The sequence below is a fragment of the Thalassospira xiamenensis M-5 = DSM 17429 genome (assembly GCF_000300235.2).
Taxonomy (GTDB): domain Bacteria; phylum Pseudomonadota; class Alphaproteobacteria; order Rhodospirillales; family Thalassospiraceae; genus Thalassospira; species Thalassospira xiamenensis.
Map to the genome: position 1 here is coordinate 3,824,536 of NZ_CP004388.1, position 19,821 is coordinate 3,844,356.

The window sequence follows — 19,821 nt, forward strand, 5'->3', positions numbered from 1 at the left end:
CTTAAAGGCCTTCGACAAAGTCTTTATACGCAGCTTCGTCCATCAGCTCATCAAGCTGGGACTCATCGGAAAGTTCCATGCGGAAGAACCAGCCATCGCTTTCCGGTGCTTCGTTGACCAGTGCCGGATTGTCATCAAGCTCTTCGTTGGCTTCGACAACCACACCATCAAGCGGCGCATAAACGTCGCTGGCGGCCTTGACCGATTCGACAACCGCCGCATCGCCATCCTTGGTCAGCTTTTTGCCAACTTCCGGCAGCTCGACATAAACGATATCGCCAAGCGACTGCTGGGCGTAATCGGTAATGCCAACGGTCGCGACACCGTCTTCATATTCAACCCATTCATGTTCCTGCGAGAATTTTTTAGCCATGGTAATTCGTCCCTGTAAGATCAGTTGTCTCTAAAATCTCGGTATCTTTTGCGGGCCGCAAACGCTGCCCGAACTCTTTTTTTCTGATGATCAGCCGCGATAGTAACGGTGGGCCACAAACGGCAGTTCGACGATTTCCGCCGGGCGTGCCTTGCCGCGCACCATCAGATCGACTTTGGTACCCGGGGCGGCAAATTCAATTGCGACATATCCCATCGCAATCGGGCCATCCACGGTCGGGCCAAAACCACCGCTGGTGATTTCGCCGATTTCTTCACCGTCACTGTTCAAGATCGCGGTATGTTCACGCGCCGGGGCCTTGCCTTCGGGTTTGATCCCGACACGTTTGCGATCCGCGCCATTGGCAAGCTGATCAAGGATGATGTCTGCTCCCTTGAACCCGCCTTCTTCGCGACGACGTTTGTTGATGATCCAGTTAAGGTCGCCTTCGACCGGGGTGGTCGTGGTATCGATATCGTTGCCATACAGGCAAAGACCGGCTTCAAGACGCAGCGAATCACGCGCGCCAAGGCCAATCGCCTCGACCTCTTCCTCGGCCAACAACTTGCGCGCCAGTTCGTCGGCGCGGTCGTTCGGCACGGAAATCTCGTAACCGTCCTCGCCGGTATAGCCCGACCGGGTGACAAAGCATGCGATACCGGCAATGTCGATCTCGGCAAAGCTCATGAATTTCATATCGGCAACCGACGGTGCAAACCGCGCCAGAACCTTGGCCGCGTCCGGGCCCTGCAATGCCATCAATGCGCGGTCATCAATCTCGATCAGCTCGACACCGTTATCCAGATTGGCCCGCATATGGACAATGTCATCATCCTTGCACGCGGCATTGATCACCAGAAACAGGCTGTCGCCCGCATTGGTGATCATCAGATCATCCAAAATCGTGCCATCGTCATTGGTGAATGCGGAATAACGGGTACGGCCGGGTTTGAGGATCGCGATGTCACCGGGTACGAGCTTTTCAAGCTCGGCGACGCGATGTTCGCCGGTCAGGCGGACCTGCCCCATATGCGAAACATCAAACAGACCGGCCTTCGCACGGGTATGCAGATGTTCGCCCTTCACCCCCAGCGGATATTGCACCGGCATGTCATAACCGGCAAACGGCACCATCTTGGCACCCAGTTCCACATGCAAATCATAAAGGGCGGTTTTCAGCAGTTCGGTTTGATGATCGGCCATCAAGGTCTCCAGACAGGCGTTGCGAAACATAGCCGACCAGTGGCCAACCACGTCCCCCTCTGTCTTGGAGCCTGAAAGAATCACAGCCGGTTTGGATACCGGTCTGCTTACATCTTCGGCGAGGCGCACATCGGTTTCTGATGCCGCCTGCTTTCCAGAGTCCCATCTCCCCGCGGTCCGTTTGCCTGAGAGTTTCCGGGGTGGTTGCTCCTTCGGCGTCCGCGCAATCCCTATCGATGTAATCACGCACATCGATCAAGACCGTGGCACTCTCCCACGGGGATCATTTGGGTATGCCTCCTTATACGGATTTGAATCCGACCAGACCAGCCCCAAAAATCATATCCTCTCCACCCCATCCATTGGTATGAGGATTAAAAGCCCTTTTTTGCCCCTCCGGCAAATGCCCATTATTTTGTATGAGGATTACCGAAAACGAACTTTTGTTCAAAAACGAAAATCCCGCCACGCGAGGCGGGCGGGATTTGATTATTCACCAAAAATGAATAATAGGCCGGATTATTAATTTTTTCCGAAGCGTCGATTGTAATCAAGCTGATCGGCACTCAGTTGGAAACCAAGGTAAATTTCATAGTCCGGACCGGCCCAGATATCGTCCAGCGGCACGTTCAAAGTCACCTGCTCGTCGCGATACCGCGCCAGGTTCAAATTGCTCGGAAACGCCATGTCGACATCAAACAGATTCTTCTGGATGAACTCGCCGGACGGGTCCTTAAGTGCCACAAAATACTGGAGTTTTGCGTTGCGGCCCTGTGCGGCCGGGCCCAGTTCGGCATTGATCACCGGGCTGATCACGACGTTCAGGATCTTGTCATCAAGGTCATAACCGCAATCGCCCAGATAACCGCCAAATTCGGCTTCAAGGATCACATCGGTCAGGTCCTTGCCCTGACCGCTGAACTGCACCAGTCGGGCGGTATCATTGGGCAGGAAGGCCCGCGGACATGCCGGAACCGGCTGCTCTTCGAACGGGTTGCTGCTGCACGCCGCCAGAAAACCGGCAAACGACACCAAACCCAATGCACAAACACGCCGCAGTCCGTTCGCAATCGTCATCCAAGCCTCTATAGAACTGGTCAAATTCGCGGTCATCCCCCACCATGGGCACAACCGCGCGCAGTCTATTCGCTCCGATATGGCGACACAACCCGCTTCCGTTTCAAATCGCGGTATGGGGCCTAAATACATGGCCGGACATAGCTGAACATGCATCTTTACACGGTGTCTGTCATTGCGTGCACGGTGCTGGCAGGTTATGTAGCTAGGGTCAGGACCCATTAATTTGGTTGTAATGGCAGGTGTTATATTTGCGAAATCCAAGGAAAAGCCCGCCGTGCGGGTCGGCATCCCGGACAAGGGATTTGACGCCGGAGTTCGCAAATATAACACCTGTCCTTCGGATCAATCAGATTTGCACGGGCTACTTTGTCGCAAAGCCTTGAAAGATAGATATCTTCCTGCGGTTTTGCTTCGCGTATCCGCACAAATCTGATTGACCATTGCAAACAAATTAATGGGTCCTGACCCTACGACATTTGAATAATCGCGCGGCTGGTGTCGCGCATCATGAACATTCGGACCCGTATCATGTCTGACAAAGCCGACCTTCGGATCATCCTTGCCAACCCGCGCGGTTTCTGTGCCGGGGTGGATCGTGCGATCGAGATCGTCGAAAAGGCGCTGGTGAAGTATGGCGCGCCGGTCTATGTCCGCCACGAAATCGTCCACAACAAATTCGTGGTCGACCGCCTGCGCGACATGGGGGCTGTTTTTGTCGATGAACTCGATAGCGTCCCGGACGGCGTGCCAGTAATCTTTTCCGCGCACGGTGTACCGAAATCGGTCCCCGAAGCCGCAGAAAGCCGCCAGCTTGAATATCTTGATGCGACCTGCCCGCTGGTATCCAAGGTCCATCGTGGGGCTGAACGCCACCATGCAGATGGCAAACATATCCTTCTGATCGGCCATGCCGGTCATCCCGAAGTCATCGGCACCATGGGCCAGTTGCCACCGGGCAGCATGACCCTGATCGAGACCGAAGAAGACGCCGAAAACCTTCAGGTCGAAAACCCCGAAAACCTGGCGTTTGTGACCCAGACCACCCTGTCGCTGGACGATACGGCCAAAATCATCTCGATCCTGCAACGCCGCTTCCCGGCGATCGAGGTCCCGAAGAAAGAAGACATCTGCTATGCGACCACCAACCGCCAGCACGCGGTCAAGCTGATCGCGACCGACGCCGATGCCATTCTGGTTCTGGGCGCGCCAAACTCGTCGAACTCGAACCGTCTGGTCGAAGTCGCGAAACGCGAAGGATGTGACCGTTCGGTTCTGGTCGAACGCGCCAAGGATATCGACTGGTCCAAGCTTGACGGTATTTCGACGCTTGGCATTACTGCGGGCGCATCCGCCCCGGAAATTCTGGTCGAGGAAGTCATCGATGCCTGCCGTGAACGTTATAACGTCACGGTCGAAACCCTGACTCTGACCAATGAAAACGTCACCTTCAAGCTGCCCCGCCAGCTTGCCAGCTAACCCCGCCCTGATGCAGGAAGTCCGGATATCCCATGGCCGTCTATACCGACGTTTCTGACGAAGATATCGCCCGTTTTGTTGCCGAATACGATATCGGCAATGTGATTTCGTTCAAGGGAATCGCCGAGGGTGTCGAAAATACCAACTTCCTGCTTCAGACCGATCAGGCATCCTTCATCCTGACCCTGTATGAAAAGCGTGTGAACCCGGATGATCTGCCGTTCTATCTGGGCCTGATGGATCATCTGTCGGCCAAGGGGCTGAATTGCCCGACACCGATCCACGGCAGGGACGGGGTCGCGTTACGCCGTTTGTGCGGACGTCCGGCCGCCATCACATCCTTCCTGAACGGCATGTCGCCGCGCCGGATCATGCCCCATCACTGCACCGGGCTTGGTGCGGCACTGGCACACTTGCACACCGCCGGTCAGGATTTCGACATGTATCTTGGCAATGCGCTAAGCGTTACGGGCTGGCGCCCGCTGTTTGAAAGCTGCCGTACCGATGCTAACGGCGTTCAGCCCGGCCTTGAAAAACTGATCGAGGATGAACTGGCCTTTCTTGAAGCCAACTGGCCCCATCAGTTGCCTGCGGGCGTGATCCATGCCGACCTTTTCCCCGATAATGTGTTTTTCTTCCCGGGCAAGGATGACGTATCGGGCCTGATCGATTTCTATTTCGCGTGCAATGACCTTCTGGCCTATGACATTGCGATCTGCATGAATGCGTGGTGTTTCGAACCTGATAACAGCTTCAACGTCACCAAGGCCCGCAACCTTCTGTCAAGCTATGGCAAGGTGCGTGCATTGTCAGATGACGAACTGGCCGCCCTTCCGATCCTTGCACGCGGGGCGTCTTTGCGGTTCCTGCTGACCCGTCTTTATGACTGGATCAACACGCCCAAGGACGCGCTGGTTACGCCGAAAAACCCGCGCGAATACATCAATAAACTGCGTTTCCATCAACGGATCGACAGTGCCAGTGCCTATGGCCTGGGCGAGGAATAGAATTACATGACCGGAACGGACAATAAACGCGTCGAAATTTATACCGACGGCGCGTGCAGCGGCAATCCCGGCCCCGGTGGCTGGGGCGCGATCCTGCGATTTAATGGCGTGGAAAAGGAAATGTCGGGCGGCGATCCGGAAACCACCAACAACCGCATGGAAATGATGGCCGCCATCAGTGCGCTTGAAGCGTTGAAACGCCCCTGTGTGGTCGATATCTACACCGACAGCAGCTATGTCCGCGACGGAATTACCAAATGGATTTTCGGCTGGCAGAAACGCGGCTGGAAAACGGCGGATAAAAAGCCCGTCAAAAATGTCGAGCTTTGGCAAAGGCTTCTGGAAGCTCTTAAAACGCATAAAGTTGAATGGCACTGGGTCAAAGGACACGCCGGACACCCGGAAAACGAACGATGCGATGAACTAGCCCGTCAGGCCGTGCCGAAATAAATCCGCCCTAAATAAGAAATCCGAAATAAACTGGCATACAAGTGCTTGAAGCTGCTGCACTTCGATCCAAAATAGATGGATCGGATTGCTTTTTGTGAACGCTATATGAAAAAAATGAAATCAAACTTGCTTTTGGGCTGACTTCCAGATTGAGTAACGTCAGTGTCAGGGGTGTTGGACCCCATCCTAAGGTCGGGTATGGTTGCCATTAACTAGTCGATAGTGGGTGCCGAGGAGAAATACGCTTGTCGCGCGGATCGTACGGCTTTTTACAACGGAAGTCGCTTAGCAGCCGATTGCTTTTTATCGCGCTGCCGCTGGTTTCCTTGTTCTCCCTCGCGCTGTTCGTTGTCTTCGGATACGTCAGTTACACGGTTCTGCGTGACGACCTGACTGAAAAAATCGAACAGACCGCCGACATCAATGCCCGCGTTCTGGCGACACCGTTCTGGTATCTGGATGTCGACAATATCGAATCCGCCCTGAATGCCATGAGCCGGGATCGCGATATTGTCGCCGTGCTGGCACTAGGTGCTGACGGCACCGAATTTGCCCATACCGGCGTGTCACAATCCGAACTGAACGACACCCTGCGTCTGTCACGGCGCGTGTTCTTTGAACGCAATAATGTGCGTCATGACGTCGGCGAACTTGTGATTTACTTCACAGAAGCCCGTGTTCAGGATTTGCTGTTCCGCCGGATGGTGATCGACATGATCCTGTTCGGTCTGCTGATTGCGGTTGTCGCCGCCAGCCTTCTGATCGCCAACAAACGGTCGATCAAGGAACCGCTGAACCGGCTTTTGCATTCCATCCGCATGACCAAACATGGCCGCCTGCGCCGCCCGGTGGAATGGAACAGTTCCGATGAACTGGGCCTTCTGATCCGCGAATATAATGAAATGGTGACCCTGCAAGGGCAGGCACAGGAAGAAGCCCAGCGCAAACAGGCCCTTCTCGAAGCAACCCTTCACAATATCGGCCAAGGCATCTGCCTGTTCGATCAGGACCTGAACCTGATGGTCTGGAACGAACGCTATATCGAATTGCTGAACCTGCCGCGCGATCTGGTCAAGGAAGGCACACCGCTTTCCGATATCCTCCGTTACAACGCCGAACGCGGCGAATATGGCGATGTAAGCATTCAGGCCCTGATTTCCGACCGGGTGGCGATTGCGCGCCGTCGCGAACCGTACCGCATGGAACGCACCCGCCCGAATGGCCGGGTCGTTCAGGTGGACCACAACCCGATGCCCGGCGGCGGTTACGTTGCGACCTATACCGACATTACCGAACGCAAACAGACCGAAGCCCGCATGCGCCATCTCGCCGTGCATGACGTCCTGACCAGCCTGCCGAACCGCACCCTGTTCCTTGACCGTCTGCGTCAGGCATTGCTATCCGCCCGCCGGTTCCAGCGCGGGGTCACGGTGCTGTTTGTCGATCTGGACCGATTCAAGGACATCAACGATCACTTTGGCCATGATGTCGGCGATCTGATGATCCAGGAAATGGGGCAGCGCCTGTCGCGGATCATCCGTGATTCCGATACCGCCGCTCGTCTTGGCGGCGACGAATTCGCGATCATCCAGACCGACGTTCAGAATATCGAAGACACCATCGCCCTTGCCCAACGCATCATCGATGAACTGTCCCTGCCCTTCGATTGCCGCGGCATTCGCCTGCATTCAACCGCCAGTGTCGGCATCACCCTGTTCCCCGAAGACGGCGAAAACCCCGAACAGCTGGTCAAAAACGCCGATATGGCGATGTATGCCGCCAAGGCCGAAGGGCGCAACAATTACCGGTTCTTCCTGCCGTCGATGCACGAGAGGGTCAAGGAACGCAAAACCATCGAAGAAGATCTGCGCAACGCGCTCGAATATGATCAGCTTGAACTTTACTATCAGCCGAAAATCGACTGCCGCACCGAGCGGGTTGTCGGGGCGGAGGCACTGGTGCGCTGGCACCACCCGGATCGTGGCCTGATCCTGCCGGGCGAATTCATTTCGGTGGCCGAGGAATGCGGCCTGATCAACCGGCTGGGCGCATGGGTTATGAACAAGGCCTGCCAACAGACGCAAATCTGGCGGGAAACCACGTTGCCGGGCCTTCGGATCGCGGTGAACCTGTCACCGGCACAGTTCCAGGATGCCGAACTGGTCCGTTCTGTTACCAAAATCATGGATCAGACCCGCCTGCCCGATGGCACGCTGGAACTGGAAATCACCGAATCGATCCTGATGAACAACCCGGAAAAGGCCGTTTCAACACTGAACGAGCTCAAGGCCCTTGGCGTGCGGATCGCGATTGACGATTTCGGCACCGGTTATTCATCCCTGAACTATCTGAAACGTTTCCCGGTTTCGTCGATCAAGATCGACCGGTCGTTTGTCAACGACATCCATGTCGATATGGATGACAAGGCAATTGTCGATGCGGTGATCGGCCTAGGCCACAGCCTTAATCTTGAAGTCGTCGCCGAAGGTGTCGAAGAAGTCGAGCAGCACGAATATCTGCGCGACAAGGGATGCGACTTCATTCAGGGCTTCCTGTTTGCCAAACCATTGCCCGCCGCAACCTTTGAAAGCTGGGTTCTTGAACGCCACGGCAGCGAACCGGCACGGGTTGCCGTCAAGAGCTGAGCAAATCCGCAAAACCGCCGCAATCAATAAATCGCCGTTCCGGCCCCTTCCGGCTTGCCTTCGATGTTACGCGGTGCCGGATGTTCGGTTGATTTGCGATCCACCAGATCGACAATTTCGGAAATCACCCGGACCAGTTGGTAATCCTTGGGCGTGTAAACCGCCGATACCCCCATCTGGCGCAGGACAAGCATATCCGCATCCGGGATGATGCCGCCAACAACGACCGGGATATGCCCCGCCCCGTGTGCACGCAACCCATTCACGACTTCGCGCACCAGCGGCACATGCGACCCTGACAGGATCGAAAGCCCGATCACATGCGCGCCTTCGTCGATGGCATTGCGCACCAGTTCATCAGGCGTCCAGCGAATGCCGTCATAAAGCACGTCGATCCCGGCATCGCCTGCCTTGACCGCGATCTGTTCCGCCCCGTTGGAATGCCCATCCAGCCCCGGCTTACCGACCAGCATCTTCATCCGTTCGCCAAGTTTTTCGGAAACCTCGTCCACGCGACTGCGCAGGTTTTTGATGTCATCTGCATCCCCGGTCACGATCATCGATGTGATGCCGGTCGGCGCACGGTATTCGCCAAATACCTGACGCAGCGTTTCCGACCATTCCCCGGTCGTGACCCCGGCATGGGCGCAGGCAATCGAACTTTCCATGATGTTGCGGTCTTCGCGGGCGGCGGCTTCCAGATCGGCAAGGCTTCTGGCAACCGCGGCCGGGTCGCGACCGGCCCGCCATTCTTTCAGTTTTTCGATCTGTTCCTGTTCGGCCATGTCATCGACCGTCAGGATCGATTTTTCCCCCGATGTCAGGGGTGATGCTTCGGTTTCGGTATAGGCATTCACACCGATCACCTTGGTCAGCCCGGTTTCGATATCGGCCAGACGGCGCGCGTTGGATCGCACCAGTTCCTGTTTCATGTAACCAAGATCGACTGCGGCAATCGCCCCGCCCATGGCATCGATTTTCGCCAGTTCTTCGCGTGCACCGTCCTTAAGCAATCCGACCTTGCGTTCAATCGCCGGATTGCCGTCAAACAGGTCGTCATATTCCAGAAGGTCGGTTTCATAGGCCATGATCTGTTGCAGGCGCAGCGACCATTGCTGATCCCATGGGCGTGGCAAACCAAGGGCCTCATTCCACGCCGGAAGCTGCACGGCGCGCGCGCGCGCATTCTTTGACAGCACCACCGACAGCATTTCGATCAGGATGCGATACACATTGTTTTCGGGTTGCTGTTCGGTCAGGCCAAGCGAATTGACCTGCACGCCATAGCGGAACCGGCGATATTTTTCGTCAGAGATACCGTAACGATCCCGCGTGATTTCATCCCACAATTCGCAAAATGCCCGCATCTTGCAAATCTCGGTCACAAACCGGATACCGGCATTCACAAAAAATGAAATGCGCCCGACAACCTTGGCAAAATCTTCTTCGGGCACCTGACCGGATGCCTTGACCGCATCAAGCACGGCAATCGCGGTCGCCAGCGCATAGGCCAGTTCCTGCTCGGCAGTCGCCCCGGCTTCCTGCAAATGGTACGAGCACACATTCATCGGGTTCCATTTCGGCACCTCGCGATAGGTGAAGGCCGCAACATCGGTGATCAGTTTCAGACTGGGTGCCGGCGGGAAGATATAGGTCCCGCGTGACAGATATTCCTTGATGATGTCGTTCTGGGTCGTGCCTTGCAGGCTGTCGCGCGGCGTTCCCTGTTTTTCGGCAACGGCAATATAAAGCGATAAAAGCCATGCCGCCGGTGCGTTGATCGTCATCGATGTGTTCATCTGATCAAGCGGAATAGCCTCAAACAGGGTCATCATGTCGCCCAGATGCGATACAGGCACGCCGACCTTGCCGACCTCGCCGCGCGCCAGAACATGGTCCGAATCGTAACCGGTCTGGGTCGGCAGATCGAACGCGACCGACAGCCCCGTCTGCCCCTTCGCCAGATTCTGGCGATACAGCGCGTTCGATGCGCTGGCCGAACTGTGCCCGGCATAGGTACGGATCAACCACGGGCGGTCGCGTTCCGGCTTTGCTGCACTGCGTTGATTTTCCATCGACATGGCGACCTCGCGTATCTTTATTACCCAAAAGCTTTATGTTTATTACAAGAAAACGTTATTAAATTACCTACTAGACATCACTTGGATAATTATATAACAATTTGTGCAACGCGATAAAAGCAAAAACTAAGAAAGCATTCGGGGAACCCGGCTAAAACCCAAGGGAAACCGGTGCATTTCAGGGAAAATATCACAAGTTCCGTGGCTTGGAGGATTCGTCGACCGCAGCGCACCACAAGGTAATTTTATTACCAGCCATTTACAGCGCATCCCGGATCGACCCCGAACAAGGAGTGAAGGCCATGAATACGACTGCTGAAGTTCTGCCGTTCCGTGGTGGTCATGAAGAAAAAGACCTGTATGAAATCGGCGAAATCCCGCCGCTGGGTCATGTGCCGAAAAATATGTATGGCTGGGCCATTCGCCGTGAACGTCACGGCGAACCCGATACCGCCATGCAATGCGAAGTCCTGCCCGTCATCCAGCCCGACAGCCACGAGGTCCTCGTCCTCGTGATGGCGGCGGGTGTGAACTATAATGGTGTGTGGGCGTCGCTTGGCAAGCCGATCTCGGTCTTTGACGTGCATGACCTGCCCTATCACATCGCGGGATCGGATGCGTCGGGCATTGTCTGGGCGGTCGGGTCAAAGGTCACACGCTGGAAAGTCGGCGATGAGGTCGTCATTCACTGCAATCAGGATGACGGCGATGACGAGGAATGCAACGGCGGCGACCCGATGCTCTCGCCCACCCAGCGCATCTGGGGCTATGAAACACCGGACGGATCCTTTGCCCAGTTCACCTGCGTGCAGGCCCAGCAGCTCATGCCGCGTCCCAAACACCTGACCTGGGAAGAAAGTGCGTGTTACACGCTGACCCTTGCCACCGCCTACCGCATGCTGTTTGGCCATCGCCCGCATATCCTGCGCCCCGGCCACAATGTTCTGGTGTGGGGGGCCTCGGGCGGCCTTGGATCCATGGCGATCCAGCTGATCACCACGGCGGGTGCCAATGCGATTGGCGTGATTTCCGATGAAAGCAAACGCGATTTCGTGCTGGGCCTTGGGGCCAAGGCCGTGATCAATCGCAAGGATTTCAATTGCTGGGGCCAGTTGCCAACCGTAAATGGCCCGGAATTTGGCGACTATATGAAAGAAGTCCGCAAATTCGGCAAGGCGATCTGGGACATCACCGGCAAGGGCAATGACGTTGATATCGTCTTTGAACATCCGGGCGAACAGACCTTCCCCGTATCGTGCAACGTGGTCAAGCGCGGCGGGATGGTCGTGTTCTGTGCCGGGACGACGGGCTTTAACCTGACCTTCGATGCGCGCTTTGTCTGGATGCGCCAGAAACGCATTCAGGGCAGCCACTTTGCCAACCTGAAACAGGCAGCCCAGGCCAACAAGCTGGTGATTGAACGCCGCATCGATCCCAGCATGTCCGAAGTTTTCGGCTGGGACGATATTCCACGTGCGCATATGAAGATGATGCGCAACGAACACAAGCCCGGAAACATGGCCGTTCTGGTTCAGGCCAAACGCCCGGGCATGCGCACCCTTGAAGAAGCAGTCGACGCCTAACCCACATAAAGCGTCGACTGACCGTTGGTGGCCCTGATGCGTTCTCGCCCGATCCGCATCGGGGCTGCCACTTTTCAATCCTTGCCCAACCGGCAGGACAACAATGATAGTCTGCTTCATGCACCAGATGGACCGAACCCGAGGATCAGACCGATGAGCGATAATGCCCTGCTGCCCGAACTGACCCGGCTTTGCGATGATGCGCTGGCGGCCCTTGCCCCGGTGCATCACGCCGCCGAAACCGCCATGCGCGAAAGCGTGACGGTGGATGGCAAAATCGATGCCAGCGCACTGGATGAAAACCAGTATGCCGCCCATGGCTTTGCATGGTTTTCCACCTATGTCACAGCCCTTAAGCAGATGAAGGCATGGTCTGAACGCCTTGAAACGCAGGGCAAATTCGGAACGCTTGAACAATTGATCCTTCAGGCGGCCTTTGGCGAATATCTCGCACAAATTCAGGGCGGCATCGCGATGTCGCAGGGCGAGTTCATCCGTCTTTCAACCCTTGGCGTTCCCGGCGATGTGATAGCCGCCCTTGGCGACAGCCGCGCGGTTGCGACCCTGACCGGTTCGGGCAACAGCGACGCCACCCGGCGCGCCATTGCCGACCAGATCAAGGACAGCCTTGATACCGGCCGCTTTGGCGAAACCGGGCTTGAAGACGAAACCCTTGATATGGTCCGCGACCAGTTCCGGCGCTTTGTCAATGAAAAGGTCAGCCCGCATGCCCATGGCTGGCACGAACGCGATGAACTGATCCCGATTGAAATTATCAACGAGATGTCCGAACTGGGCGTTTTCGGCCTGACCATCCCCGAAGAATACGGCGGGCTTGGCATGGGCAAAACCGCGATGTGCGTCGTGACCGAGGAACTCTCGCGCGGCTATATCGGGGTGGGCTCGCTTGGCACCCGGTCCGAAATTGCCGCCGAACTGATCCGCCTTGGCGGCACCGACGCGCAGAAAGAACATTACCTGCCGAAACTGGCATCGGGTGAAATCCTGCCAACCGCGGTCTTCACCGAACCCAATAACGGATCGGATCTGGCGCATCTGCGCACGCGCGCGACCAAGGATGGCGATACCTATAAGGTCACCGGCAACAAAACATGGATTACCCACGCGGCGCGTTCCGACCTGATGACGCTTCTGGCGCGCACCAACCCCGATGAAACCGGATATCGCGGGCTATCCATGCTGCTTGCCGAAAAGCCGCGCGGCACGAATACCGATCCGTTCCCGGCCAAGGGCATGAGCGGCGGCGAGATCGAGGTGCTTGGCTATCGCGGCATGAAGGAATACGAACTGTCGTTTGACGGCTTCGAAGTCCCGGCCGAAAACCTTCTGGGCGGGGATGAGGGCCAGGGCTTCAAACAATTGATGGCGACCTTTGAATCGGCGCGCATCCAGACGGCTGCGCGTGCCGTTGGCGTCGCCCAGAACGCGCTTGAAATCGGGATGCGCTATGCACAGGACCGCATCCAGTTTTCCAATCCGCTTTACAGCTTCCCGCGGGTTTACGGCAAAATCGCCTGGATGGTGGTTGAAACCATGATCGCGCGCCAACTGACCTATTTTTCCGCCATCGAGAAAGATCAGGATATCCGCTGCGATATCGAGGCCGGCATGGCAAAGCTTCTGGGCGCGCGCGTTGCGTGGTCGAACGCCGATAACGCGCTTCAGATCCATGGCGGCAATGGCTACGCGCTTGAATACCAGATCAGCCGGGTTCTGTGCGATGCCCGCATCCTGAACATTTTCGAAGGGGCGGCCGAAATACAGGCGCATGTGGTGACCCGCGGTCTTCTGGGCCGATAGCCAACGATTGGCCCCCCTGATGTCGTCTCTCTAGCGAACCGTGGCCCCGGTGAAAAACCTGGGCAAACTTGGCCCGTCACCCTTGACGGGCCTCTTTCTTGTGTCAACCTAAAGTATGATATCTCTATACCCACCCGACGGTGGTAACATTACCTTAATCAGCAGGTAAAAAACCGAAAAATCGAAGCCTGCGCGGCCTGATGTGCCGATGGGGAAACAGGGAGAGACGTTTCATGAATCACGCGTCTGCATCACCGGAAAATACAATTTTCACGCGTGCAAATGCTGCGCGTGAAATCTTTGACAAACATGCCGACAAGCTCGCCGAAAGCCTTCTGGCCGAGCTGTTTGGCACAGGCCAAAGCAGCCGCAATCCGCACGATCCGAAGGCCCATGTCAGCGAACTGGCCAAACGCCTGCGCACCTTGATGGCCGCCAATAGCGGATCGGATTTCGATGCCTGCTTTGCCGATCACATTCTGGCCGATGCCATTGCCGGCATCCCCGCCAGCCGCATCGTGCAGGCCTACCACAACACAATCGAAAATTTCGCCAGACTGGCAGCATCCGAGGGACGCGGCCGACGCGATCCCGGCGTTCTCGATGCCTGCCGTTCGATGCTGATGGGCGATATGGCCTGCCTGATGGCCAAGGCCGAACGCCACGCGGCACAGGCAAGGTCGGCATCGGAAATCCAGTCGATGTCGGAAATCATCGAACGCGAAACCGATAACATCATCGCCGAAGTCGGATTTCAGGCCGGGCGCACCAATGACGTCGCGCAAACCATGGCATCCGATGCGCATGATCTGTCGGAACTGGTGGAACGGATCACGTCAACCACCGCCATTGCCAGCAACAATGTCTCCACCGTCGCCTCCGCGACCGAGGAACTGCAGGCATCGAGCGAGGAAATCGCCGATCGCATCCACAAAACCAACGACATCACCAGTCAGGCCGTGACCCGTGCACAGGAAACATCGGTCACGATGAACAGCCTGTCAGACACCGCAAGCGAGATCGGCAAGGTTGTCGATATCGTCAAACGCATTTCCGATCAGACCAAGATGCTGGCGCTTAACGCAACCATCGAAGCCGCCCGCGCGGGCGATGCCGGTAAGGGTTTTGCCGTTGTTGCCAACGAGGTGAAAAACCTCGCATCCCAAACCGAAAAAGCCATTTCCGACATCAACGCCCAGATCACCGCCATTCAGGACGCAACCTCCGACGCCGTTGGCGCGATTGAGGGCATCGGCGGCGCGATTGACGAAGTCAGCCAGCTTTCATCGGATATCGCATCATCCGTCCAGCAACAGACCGCCGCCATCAGCGAGATTTCAACCAGCGCACAGGAAGTGTCCACCCATATGCAGGGCATTTCCAGCGACATCGCACTGGCCAGTGAAAGATCGCACAATGCCAGCAAGACATCGGAAAACCTGCGTATTCTTTCTTCGAATATCCGCAAGGATATCAACGAAATGGAAAACCGGTTCCGCGTTGTTCTGCGCACCAGTGACAGCAGCAACCGCCGCAATCAGGAACGCGTCCCGATTGCCGTTGATATCGAAATGGATTTCGGCAATGGCGACAAACGCAAAGGCGTTTCCGCCGATATGTCGGTTGCCGGTCTTCTGGCGCGCATCAAGGCCAGCGATCAGGACAATGGCAAACCGGTTTCGATCCTGCTTGATGGCAGCACGCGTTTGCATGGCATCCTGAAGGCGGTTTCAGGTCTGGGATCGCATGTCCAATTCACCGAACTGGACGAAGACGCCAACCGCACGATCATGGGGCTTTTGCAAAAAACCCGCGATCACGACAACAAGATCGCCGAACTGGGCGCACCCTTGGCGGCCCAACTGGCAAAGACACTCGAAAACGGTATCCGCAATGGCGAGATCCGCAAAGATGATCTGTTCCGTCCCCGCTACGAACCGATTGAGGGCTCTGATCCGATACAGTTCATGACGCCCTATATCCCCTTTACCGACCGGCATTTCACCCCCTTGCAGGAAGAAATCCTGCAAAAGGACAAACATATCGTGTTTGCCGCCGGGGTGGATATCAACGGCTTCCTGCCGACGCATAACAAGGTTTACAGCCAGCCACAGCGCCCCGGTGAACCGGCATGGAACATGGGCAATTGCCGCAACCGGCGCATCTTTGACGACCGGGCTGGCCTGATGGCGGCGCGCAACACCAAACCCAAACTGTTGCAGACCTATTTCCGCGACATGGGATCGGAAGTCGTGTTCATGAAGGAATGCGACATCCCGGTTGTCGTGAACGGCGAACAATGGGGCAATCTGCGCATCGGATATCGCGCCTGATCAGATCGGGCTGCCCGCCAGATCGCAGATTGAAAAAAGGGGCAGATCACAAGACCTGCCCCTTTTGCATTTTGACCTAGCGAAATTCGAACAGTTCGGTATGGAATGATTTGGCAGGCAACCCCTCGCGGACCAGATCGCGTTTCAGGGCTGCGGCAAACGGCTGTGGCCCACAGAACCAGAAACTGGCGGCATGCCAGTCGGGGATATCGGCTCGAACCCGGTCCGCTTTCAAAAGGCCATCCACATCATCACGCCAGACATGCAGGGTAACACCGGCCTTGTGCGCCAGTTGCCTGATACGGTCCATCAGGGTCGCATCCTCGCTCGGGGCGACCTGATAGAAATCGATCTTCTGTTCGCCCGCAGCCGGTTTCAGCGCGAGTTCTTCAAGTTTTGCAAGGAACGGGGTCAAACCGATACCACCGGCAATCCAGACCTGACGATCATTGCCCTGCCCAAAGGTGAACCGGCCATAGGGCCCTTCAAGCCGGACGTCACCCCCGACGCGCAAATTATCCGGCAATGTTTCCGTATAATCGCCCAGTGCCTTCACCAGCAGGGTTATCTGCGGGAATTCCGGGTTCCAGTGCGAGGAAATCGTAAAGGGATGCGGGCGTTCGTCATCCCCAAAGGCAACGCACGCAAACTGCCCTGCCTTGTGCCCCTTCCAGCCCGCCTCGGGCATGATGGTGATCTGCACGGTATCGATATCAGGCAGACGCACAAGATTGACGATCTTTCCGGCGACCTGCCGGTTACGGCCCACCCGCCCGGCAAGGACAATACATGCCGATATCGTGCCCGCGATCAGAAGCACAGCCGTCACAATGCCAATCGGGCTGATCCAGTTGCCAAATTCAAACAGCAACGTCGCGTGCACCACCAGCACCAGATACGCCGCAGCGATAAAGGTGTGTGTTTTGGCAAACCAGCGATAGGGAAACCATTTGATCAGCGCAATAATCATCAGGGCCGCGGCAACATAGAACGCCCATTCGCCAATCCCCTCGGCAAAGCCGCGCTGACCGGCAAAGAAGCCCTGTAACTGGGAAAATCCGGTCTGATCCCCATGCGACCTGCGCCGACCGCCTTCAATCAGACCAAGGGCCGATGCCCATTTCGGGCCATTCGACCAAAGCCAGTGGATCACGGATGTCACCAGAACCGTAATGCCAAGCCATTTATGCAACCGATAGGTTTTATCCAAGCCGCCAGTATAATCTTCAAGCCATACCGGACGTGTCGCCAGGATCATGATCAGGCTCATGATAGCAATCGACAGGGTGCCAAAATACTGGACCATGAAATTTCGAAGCTGAATGAATTCGGCAACCTCGAACAGGCCCGGATTGGCCGCCAGCCAAAGCAGCGTAATCACAGAAAGAAAACCGGCATAAATGAAGGATATGTTTTTCATGATCGTGGTCCCGAATGTCACCCCGCAGCCGGGAACACCCCGACAACGGAATGAACTAACCAGAAAAACTTCACCATATTATGCCAAATGGGGCATTAACTTGTATCAAACCGTATCAAAATACCGGTTCTGATACAAAAGGCGGGAAATCGATATCCCCGCCCTGTTGCATTTCCCGTCCTGTCAGCTATGCGAATGCAAAACCGCCTCGGCAATTTCGCGTTCGACATCCGCCGGATAGGCATAGAATCCCGGCTTGAATGACGATGCCCCACCCGATGCCAGCCAGTCGATCCCGCGGATCAGAATGGCCGAAAACGGATCAAACAGATCCTTGCCCGATCCCCCCATGCCCGGTGCCAGGTTCAGAAGGCTTCCACGGTTCAGAAGGTAAACTTCCTTGCCATTCTCAAGCGTGAAACGCTCGATATAACGGCGCATGCGGGTGCGTTCCTGCGTATCAAGCCATTTGACGTCAATTTCGGTATTGGAATGCCCGACATTGACCAGAATGACACCACGACGCGCCAGCTTGATCTGATCCGCGCCAAGGATGCCGGAAAAACCCGTCGCGGTAACGACAATCGCACACTCCCGAAGCCCGTCTTCAAGGCCAACAACCCGGCAACCGTGATGCTGGGCTTCAAGGGCCCGGACCGGATCGCGTTCGGCGACCGATACCACCGCACCCAGATTGCGCGCCCGTTCCGCAACGCCGCGCCCGACCGGACCAAAACCGATCACCAGAACCGAACGACCATAAAGCGCCAGACCGGTGACATTGGAAAACACCGGCCACATTTCCTGCGCCACGTGATGGCGATTATGCAGACGATCCTTGATCGCGATATCGTTCCAGTTAAAGACCGGGAAGGTGAAATCAAGCTTTTCAACGCGGTGAACACCCGTCGTGGTCGCTTCAAGCGCGCCATCAACCTTATGGCCCTTTTTCACGAACGCCTCGATCAGCTCCCCACCCATATCGGCCACGATATCGGCCGGGCTGTCTGACAGGATATCGATGCTTTTGGCATATTCATCGGGCGTCATGCCGGAAAAGGCATGAACCTCGACCCCGTTCGCCGCCAGATAGGCCGCCGCAACATCATCGGTACTGTCGGGGTTGCACGCGCCCACCTTGACCGTGGCACCCGCTTTGACAAACGGCAGCAGGGTCGGAATGGTGTCTTCAAGAACGTGCTGGAAACTGACGATGGTTTTGTCACGCAGGTCGCGTTTGGCAACGTAATTGCCGTATTTGGCGGTCACCGGGCAGATCACCTCGCGCCAGGCAAGGGTTTCATCGGTGATATTGGCGGCAAGTGCCGGATCCTTGATACGGCTGGTCGTCGAGGTGGTCATGGGTGGGCTCGCTTGAAACGTGGGACGAATACTGGATTACCCCCATGTGTTAATCCCAGCCCGGCCGGATGAAAAGCATTTCTGACCGGCTGGTCAGATTTTTCATCCGGCGGGCCAATTGATTACACAACCCCGGCAAACTAAGGACGCGCCGGAATTTCCAGACCACGCTTGACCGCCGGTCGCGCAAGCCCGCGTTCAAGCCATGCCGGAACGTTTTTCAGACTGTCATAATCAACCAGTGCCCCGGCATCATAGAAACCGATCAGATTGCGCACCCAGCCAAGGGTCGCGATATCGGCAATGGTATATTCATCACCCATGATCCAGTCACGCCCGGCAAGACGGGTTTCGAGAACCCCCAGCAAACGTTTGGATTCCCCAACATACCGATCCCGCGGGCGTTTATCCTCATACTCGCGCCCGGCAAATTTGTGGAAAAAGCCAAGTTGACCAAATATCGGGCCAATCGCCGCCATCTGGAAAAACACCCACTGGATGGTTTCGATCCGGGCAATCGGATCAGATGGCAGGAATTTTCCGGTTTTTTCCGCCAGATACAAAAGAATTGCCCCCGATTCAAACAGGCCAACCGGTTTTCCATCCGGCCCGTTCGGATCAAGAATGGCCGGAATTTTACCATTCGGGTTCAGCGAAAGGAATTCCGGCGTCCAGGTTTCATCCTTGCCGATATCGATGAAATGCGGCTCGTAATCGATGCCGGTTTCTTCCAGCATGATCGAAACCTTGACCCCGTTCGGCGTCGGCAGGGAATAAAGCTGCAGGATATCGGGGTTCTTCGCTGGCCATCGCTTGGTGATGTCAAATGCGGACAGATCAGCCATCTGATTATTATCCTTCCTGATGAGGGTCATGGCAGTTGATGGGATCGCACATTGCGCCAGACCATCAACCCTTATCCAACGTGATGTCCCCAAGATGCAGGACAAGACGGCCTTCCCGCCAGCGCGAATTTGGCAATTGACT

14 protein-coding genes and 2 riboswitches are annotated in these 19,821 nt (G+C 56.2%); of the genes, 7 read left to right on the forward strand and 7 right to left on the reverse strand.

What is annotated here, in order from left to right:
• Position 1: 1 nt before the first annotated feature.
• From gcvH to TH3_RS17825, 3 genes are all read right to left on the reverse strand, one after another.
• On the reverse strand, positions 2-373 hold the full coding sequence (gene gcvH / locus TH3_RS17815) for a glycine cleavage system protein GcvH (protein WP_007092285.1): 372 nt from the start codon (positions 371-373) through the stop codon (positions 2-4).
• Positions 374-463: 90 nt separating this feature from the next.
• The gene (gcvT, locus tag TH3_RS17820) at positions 464-1,576 is read right to left on the reverse strand and encodes a glycine cleavage system aminomethyltransferase GcvT (protein WP_007092286.1); all 1,113 of its coding nucleotides are present in this window, start codon (positions 1,574-1,576) and stop codon (positions 464-466) included.
• 57 nt (positions 1,577-1,633) lie between these two features.
• Positions 1,634-1,736: riboswitch (glycine riboswitch) on the reverse strand.
• 3 nt (positions 1,737-1,739) lie between these two features.
• A riboswitch (glycine riboswitch) is annotated at positions 1,740-1,863 on the reverse strand.
• 235 nt (positions 1,864-2,098) lie between these two features.
• A complete protein-coding gene (locus TH3_RS17825; RefSeq protein WP_007092287.1) occupies positions 2,099-2,653 on the reverse strand; it encodes a hypothetical protein in 555 nt (184 codons plus the stop codon).
• Between the two features lie 531 nt (positions 2,654-3,184).
• Between TH3_RS17825 and ispH the strand changes: the two genes are divergently transcribed.
• The 4 genes from ispH to TH3_RS17850 all read left to right on the forward strand — a co-directional run bounded on the left by ispH (position 3,185) and on the right by TH3_RS17850 (position 8,234).
• On the forward strand, positions 3,185-4,132 hold the full coding sequence (gene ispH / locus TH3_RS17835) for a 4-hydroxy-3-methylbut-2-enyl diphosphate reductase (protein WP_007092365.1): 948 nt from the start codon (positions 3,185-3,187) through the stop codon (positions 4,130-4,132).
• 32 nt (positions 4,133-4,164) lie between these two features.
• Complete coding sequence (locus TH3_RS17840) at positions 4,165-5,139, forward strand: homoserine kinase (RefSeq protein WP_007092364.1); 975 nt, start codon at positions 4,165-4,167, stop codon at positions 5,137-5,139.
• Between the two features lie 6 nt (positions 5,140-5,145).
• Positions 5,146-5,589, forward strand: coding sequence for a ribonuclease HI (gene rnhA, locus TH3_RS17845; protein WP_007092363.1), 444 nt, complete (start codon positions 5,146-5,148; stop codon positions 5,587-5,589).
• Between the two features lie 245 nt (positions 5,590-5,834).
• Positions 5,835-8,234: a putative bifunctional diguanylate cyclase/phosphodiesterase gene (locus tag TH3_RS17850; RefSeq protein ID WP_139328184.1), complete on the forward strand. Its 2,400-nt coding sequence runs from the start codon at positions 5,835-5,837 to the stop codon at positions 8,232-8,234.
• 23 nt (positions 8,235-8,257) lie between these two features.
• Here the strand turns inward: TH3_RS17850 and TH3_RS17855 are convergent, their stop codons facing one another.
• On the reverse strand, positions 8,258-10,315 hold the full coding sequence (locus TH3_RS17855) for a protein meaA (RefSeq protein WP_007092361.1): 2,058 nt from the start codon (positions 10,313-10,315) through the stop codon (positions 8,258-8,260).
• 302 nt (positions 10,316-10,617) lie between these two features.
• Between TH3_RS17855 and ccrA the strand changes: the two genes are divergently transcribed.
• From ccrA to TH3_RS17870, 3 genes are all read left to right on the forward strand, one after another.
• Positions 10,618-11,898: a crotonyl-CoA carboxylase/reductase gene (gene ccrA / locus TH3_RS17860; RefSeq protein WP_007092360.1), complete on the forward strand. Its 1,281-nt coding sequence runs from the start codon at positions 10,618-10,620 to the stop codon at positions 11,896-11,898.
• 153 nt (positions 11,899-12,051) lie between these two features.
• Positions 12,052-13,719, forward strand: coding sequence for an acyl-CoA dehydrogenase family protein (locus tag TH3_RS17865; protein ID WP_007092359.1), 1,668 nt, complete (start codon positions 12,052-12,054; stop codon positions 13,717-13,719).
• 233 nt (positions 13,720-13,952) lie between these two features.
• A complete protein-coding gene (locus tag TH3_RS17870; protein ID WP_007092358.1) occupies positions 13,953-16,052 on the forward strand; it encodes a methyl-accepting chemotaxis protein in 2,100 nt (699 codons plus the stop codon).
• Between the two features lie 76 nt (positions 16,053-16,128).
• Here the strand turns inward: TH3_RS17870 and TH3_RS17875 are convergent, their stop codons facing one another.
• The 3 genes from TH3_RS17875 to TH3_RS17885 all read right to left on the reverse strand — a co-directional run bounded on the left by TH3_RS17875 (position 16,129) and on the right by TH3_RS17885 (position 19,679).
• A complete protein-coding gene (locus TH3_RS17875) occupies positions 16,129-17,472 on the reverse strand; it encodes a ferredoxin reductase family protein (protein ID WP_007092357.1) in 1,344 nt (447 codons plus the stop codon).
• Positions 17,473-17,655: 183 nt separating this feature from the next.
• Positions 17,656-18,834: an adenosylhomocysteinase gene (locus TH3_RS17880; protein WP_007092356.1), complete on the reverse strand. Its 1,179-nt coding sequence runs from the start codon at positions 18,832-18,834 to the stop codon at positions 17,656-17,658.
• Positions 18,835-18,974: 140 nt separating this feature from the next.
• Positions 18,975-19,679 (reverse strand): glutathione S-transferase N-terminal domain-containing protein, encoded by a 705-nt coding sequence (locus TH3_RS17885; RefSeq protein ID WP_007092355.1) that lies wholly within the window; start codon positions 19,677-19,679, stop codon positions 18,975-18,977.
• Positions 19,680-19,821 lie beyond the last annotated feature (142 nt).